The organism is Pedobacter sp. HMWF019, from assembly GCF_003061025.1.
Classification (GTDB): domain Bacteria; phylum Bacteroidota; class Bacteroidia; order Sphingobacteriales; family Sphingobacteriaceae; genus Pedobacter.
On the sequence record NZ_QAIL01000193.1, the window covers coordinates 1 to 5387 of the forward strand.

At 38.7% G+C, this 5387-nt stretch carries 4 protein-coding genes and 2 tRNA genes; 2 read left to right on the top strand and 4 right to left on the bottom strand.

Annotation, left to right across the window (positions count from 1 at the left end):
• Positions 1–72: 72 nt before the first annotated feature.
• Positions 73–148 (top strand) — tRNA-Lys (locus tag DBR11_RS12025).
• Positions 149–242: 94 nt separating this feature from the next.
• Here DBR11_RS12025 and DBR11_RS12030 read toward each other — a convergent pair.
• From DBR11_RS12030 to DBR11_RS12040, 3 genes are all read right to left on the bottom strand, one after another.
• Positions 243–2747 carry a family 16 glycoside hydrolase gene (locus DBR11_RS12030; RefSeq protein WP_108552922.1) on the bottom strand — a complete coding sequence of 835 codons (2505 nt, stop codon included), beginning with the start codon at positions 2745–2747 and terminating at the stop codon, positions 243–245.
• A 125-nt stretch (positions 2748–2872) separates the two neighbouring features.
• On the bottom strand, positions 2873–3742 hold the full coding sequence (locus tag DBR11_RS12035) for a YXWGXW repeat-containing protein (protein ID WP_199233822.1): 870 nt from the start codon (positions 3740–3742) through the stop codon (positions 2873–2875).
• Between the two features lie 210 nt (positions 3743–3952).
• Entirely contained in the window at positions 3953–4303 is a 351-nt protein-coding gene (locus tag DBR11_RS12040) for a VOC family protein (protein ID WP_108552923.1), read from the bottom strand.
• Positions 4304–4584: 281 nt separating this feature from the next.
• Between DBR11_RS12040 and DBR11_RS12045 the strand changes: the two genes are divergently transcribed.
• Positions 4585–4660, top strand: a tRNA-Lys gene (locus tag DBR11_RS12045).
• A gap of 436 nt (positions 4661–5096) precedes the next feature.
• Here DBR11_RS12045 and DBR11_RS30135 read toward each other — a convergent pair.
• On the bottom strand, positions 5097–5387 hold a 291-nt coding region (locus DBR11_RS30135; RefSeq protein WP_233260730.1), incomplete at its 5' end, for a hypothetical protein.

Below are 5387 nucleotides of genomic sequence, written 5' to 3' on the forward strand. Positions count from 1 at the left end.
AAATATATTAGGGAAAATTATTTTGATTGTTTGAGTAATAACTCTATCTTTGCGCTCCCTTTAAGAGGGAACGATTCCGTAGCTCAGCTGGTAGAGCATTACACTTTTAATGTAGTGGTCCTGGGTTCGAATCCCAGCGGGATCACCAGATTATCATCAAAATACAAAACCCTGCAATCAAACGATTAGCAGGGTTTTGTATTTTGTAAAATATTAATATCCACTAATCATGGAGGAGAAGGTCATTTTTCGAACTTCAAAATAGTAAATGAATTCGATGGGAAACTGTATATAGGTGATTTTCCCCTTAGTTTCATCTGAGAATAAATGGTTTTATATTGTTCAGGATGTTGGAGCCTGTTTACTGAATTCAGTTCACCTTTCAGCAGTGCTATCTCTATTTTTTCCTTCCTGTTGTCAAAGTTGTTAAGCTCTAATAGAGTATTGACAGCTGGGCCTGTATTTACTACATGCACCACCAATGTATTTCCGTCTTCACTACGGGTTGCAGTTACATCGAGATCACCATCCACAATGCTTTGTACGCGAAGAGGCAGATGTTGGTTGGACTGCATTTTTTGCGAATAGAAAGGAGGCATGGCCCATACCCGGTCATTGCTGAAGAAAAGCTGACCTTGATCCCAATCATTGTCATTTTGCTGGTAAGGTTGTAAGGCATTAGCAGGACATGAGCTTAGTATAAATTCACTATGTTTTCTTATGGCGTTCATATTAGAAGCATGGCCCAGGGCCCGTTGGAGATCATGCCTGCTTCCATTTTCCTCAAAAACAGCTACTTTCATTTGAGTTTTGGAATCCCATTGTTTAAATAAGCGTTTCATTTCAGTAAGTTGTTTGTCGGTTTCCAGTCCGGCTTTAGGGTGGTCACCGTCCACATGCAGGTCCCAGAAATCTGCCTTACCGTTCAATTCTCGGAAAACATATTCCATATTCGGGGATCCAGGACGCCACCACGCAGCATGTACGAATTTTAAGGTGCTGTCTTTCTGTTTCATTGCAGCGCTCAAGAGTTTGAATTTCATAACATATTCTTCATAGGCCTCTTTGCTGTCTCCGTTAAAGATCACTTCTTCGTTGCCAATTTCTATGTATTTTACGCCATAAGGTTTTGGATGCCCATTTTTAGTGCGCAGGGCACCCCAGGTCGTTTCCTCGCCACCATTTAAGTATTCTACCATATCATAAACATCCTGCGGCGTCTCATAAATATTGATGGCAAAACAGGGAGTTATCGATGTTGCTTCACAAAATTTCAGAAACTCTTCAATTCCAAAGCCATTAGTCGTATACCAGTTCCAGTGTCCACGGTAGGGTGGACGTTTATCCGGATCTCCAATCATATTCTTGAATTTATACTCTGGAGAATTTACCATTGTGCCGGCATACCTTAAAAAAGTAAGGCCTTGATTTACCAATGCTTTACCTATGTCTGCCCTGATGGGCAGGCCTTTAAATTGGTCGTCTCCAGTTCCCATCAGTACAACTTGGTCAACCCATAATTTTCCCTTTGATGTGAGATAGATGGCCAATTTTGCATGGGGGTCAGTTGTATTTGTTTTTAATGCGAATGTATATTTTTTCCAGGAGGTTGTGATTTCATTTAAACGCTGAGAGGCATATGTTTTACTACCATCGGCACTTTCAAGTGCTATGGTTACAGGTCCAATGAGGTTTTCAGCTTTCAGGTACATTCTTCCCTGAAAAAGCTGGTTTTCACGAACAGCAATGCCCCATCGGTTTAAGCCGCTGTTTGATATGCCAGCCTTGCCGGAGATGCCTGAAAAATTGATCATCTGCGAGTTTTTTCCGTTATATGCGGTACGTTGATCAATGCTAAAACTGGGATTGGACTGGCCCGATCGGATGCCGTCCCAATTGTAGCTGATCTGTTCTTCTGGTGCCTTAACTAGATTTAGCGATTCCTGGATATTATTGGCCTGTACTTTCACATTACGGAATTCCATTGCAGATTGCCAGGTACGCAGTCCAATTTTTCCTTTAAGTAGGGGGAGATGCTCATCTTTTCCGGAGAATGCTTGAACACCATTGATATAAACCATGAATTCCGGACCTCTTAACGTAACTTTTAATCTGTTCCAGACCTCTGGATCTACATTAACTGCTGTTTCTTTAAGCAGCTTAAAATTCTGTACATGTTTGCCAAAGCTTACTTTTTTGCCGTCCCTGCTCAGGCTGATTTCATAACCATTAAATGCATCATTACCTACGCTTGCATCAGTCACATGGACCAGAAGTGCACCACTTTCTCCTTTGCCGCTAAATCTCATTTCTACTTCGAAACTCCCATCTCCAAATTCTTTCGGATCGTAGATCAGTTTTGCACTGTGATCAGGTTCTACAGGAATAGCATGCAAACCATTCATTCTTACTTCACTGGTCGTGTTTCTTCCCGGGATAATAGCGACAGTTCCATCTTTTCCAGTCCAGTAACCAGTATATCTTCGCCAATCCTCAAAATTAACCCCCATTGCTGGTTCTTCAAAACTCTCACCAAAAATGCGTTGGTCATAAAAACCTCCGTAAATTTCGTGGTTTACATCTTCAATGTTGGAGCCATAGATTAATCGGTTAATCTTGTTTTCGATCTGGTTAGCGTTGATTGTAATCCTGGTTCTGGGTAAGCCATTGGCCATATGTTGTTTGCTGGTAGAGCAACTGCAAAGCAAAGAGGTGACAGCTGAAATGAAGAAAATAAGCGGTTTCATGGTTTATAGTTTGGTAATGGAAAGTAAGCATATTACATAAAAAAACAGCAAACATATTTTTGTTTGCTGTTTTTTATTGAGGTGGTTTCTATTTTAACCTGCCACTTGATGGCTTACATATGATGTTATCCTCTGCGGCCACCTCCGCCCCTCATGCCTCCCATTCTCATTTGGTTGCCACGTTCATCAAATCTAACACCTCCAGGGGCACTCATGCTATGAGTCGCAGGTTTAGGATTTGTATTATGGAACTGACCTTTTTCATTGCTCATGTTTATTTCATGATCTCTCTGCTCTTTACTTGCAGGGGTATGATTTTGTATGCCCCTTGATTCATCATTATTAGGGCGATAATTTACGCCTCCGGCACCATTAAAACTCGCCCGGTTTCTACTATTATCTATGTTCACCTTATTCACATAAGTATTATGGACGTTTTTGCCTACACGCCATACAGATTTATTATACATAAAATGCCCGCCTTCCCATCTGCCTCCATAAAAGCCGGTACCGAAGTAACCGAATCCATAATTAATTCCACCATAATAGCCAACTTGTGTTCCCCAGTAACCCGGATACCAACCATAAAATCCGTCAAAAAAGCCCCAATATCCTGGAGTCCATAATAAATCAATAGCAGGAGGCATAACCCAGGTACCTGGCACCCAGTAGTAGTCGTCTGTTGCCCATGACCAATATCCAGGGGTCCAGATGTAACCATCTCCCGGGCACTCAGGTTGAACATAGTCCGGTAACGGTGGTGGTGCTTGTTGGGTTTTAACGGTAACAGATGATGGGTTGCCAGTATAATAGCTGGTGTCCTGGGCAAAAACAGAAGGTATAGTAAATAATAAAATGACGAATAACATAATTAATCTCTTCAGAATAATATGATCGGGATAGATCTTTTTCTTTGCCAGATCATTACCTGGACTTTCAATAACTGCTTTCTCCGGAAACACTTTCGGTAGAAAGTTAGGCTGTTCTTTTTTCATAAAAGTTGTTTTAAAATTCAATAAAAAATCCCTAAACACAACACCAATCTATCGCCTGATTTATGTTGTGAAAACAATTTGACAGGTAATAAGTTTTAATGCTAATTAAAAAAATAAACGGTATTTTTAGCGATGGCATTGCGAGGGTTACACCGATGAAAATTATTAGTTAGGAAAGTTTAAAGTAAGTTAAGATCAGAGCGGTCGTCATTAAATATGAGTGAGTATATTGACCAATTTACCAAAGGGGTCACGGACATAAAAACGGCGTACACCCCAAGGTTCATTTGTTAATTCATACTCAATTGTGAAATGATGTTCTTTCATCAATTTAAAAGCAGTATCAACCTCATCAACTTCGATTGATAAATCTGGAACTACTGTACCCGACCCCCCTTCATTGGCAAAACTAATCTGCACGTTCATCTCTTCTTCTGAACCGTAGGTAGCAATCCAGCCATGATCCATTAAGATATTCATTCCTAATATATCTATATAAAATAGTTTGGCTTTTTCAATTTCTCTTGTTGCGATATTGGTGACGATGCGTTTAACTTTCATTATTTATAAATTAAATCAAATATAATTATTTAGTTAGGAGATGGCTATAAAAAGAGATCTGACATCAACAACATACACAAGACTATTGTTTCCTTTTAAATTAAACTGCCACTTGAGTGTTTGTGGGACATGACAATAATTATTTGGAAAAAATTAATGATATTTTAGGCCTATATATCAACGTATTAAACATTTTCTTAGAGTTAAAGTGAATTAATTCAATATTAAAGTAGGAGAATCGAATATTTTTTTTACTTTTGCACTCCTTCAGCAATGAAGAAGATTCCGTAGCTCAGCTGGTAGAGCATTACACTTTTAATGTAGTGGTCCTGGGTTCGAATCCCAGCGGGATCACCAAAAAAGCCTTTCTAATTCTATTTAGAAAGGCTTTTTTTTTAAAGCTATACTGATAGAAGATTTTATTTAAGGTAAAGAATATAAAAAAATATGTAAAAGGGAGGACAACTTTTATAAAAAGCTATCCCCCCAATTACGGGCTCTCGACCCTTTTTGTTGGTGATATGGTAATAGGATAGTGACGAAATCTATGAGTTTTCAGAGCGAAGCATAATTTATCATTGGAGGTGAGGGTTAATATTCATTAGGTACGAAATCAGGAAAGAGTTTAATCAGAAGCCAAGATATGCTTAGACGAACTTAATCCAAGGTCTTAATACTTCCATTCAAATATAATAATTTTTCTTCAAAATAAAGCATGTATCTTGTTGTGGGTCAGTATTTAACATGTGTTTTGTAGTTGATGCTGACAATCCGCAATTTTAAGCCGGACAGGCTATAATTTCCCCGTGCTCTTAAAATAAAATAATAGTACCAGATAAATTATAAAAAGCAGTCCAAAAATAGTTCCAAGAACAATAAATAAGATTTTCCATACTTTTTTAGCGAGAAATTTTTTGTCTTCTGGAGAAGGGCCTTTGTGGTTTCGGAATAGAAATACCAACAAGCCCATAGATGCTAAGATCGTTATCATAAAAAGTATTCCCGAGAGAAAATTCTTTAAAATACTACCACTCCAATAGAATACATCCTTGCTGCTAAAGAATTGACTTTCTTTAGGATTATC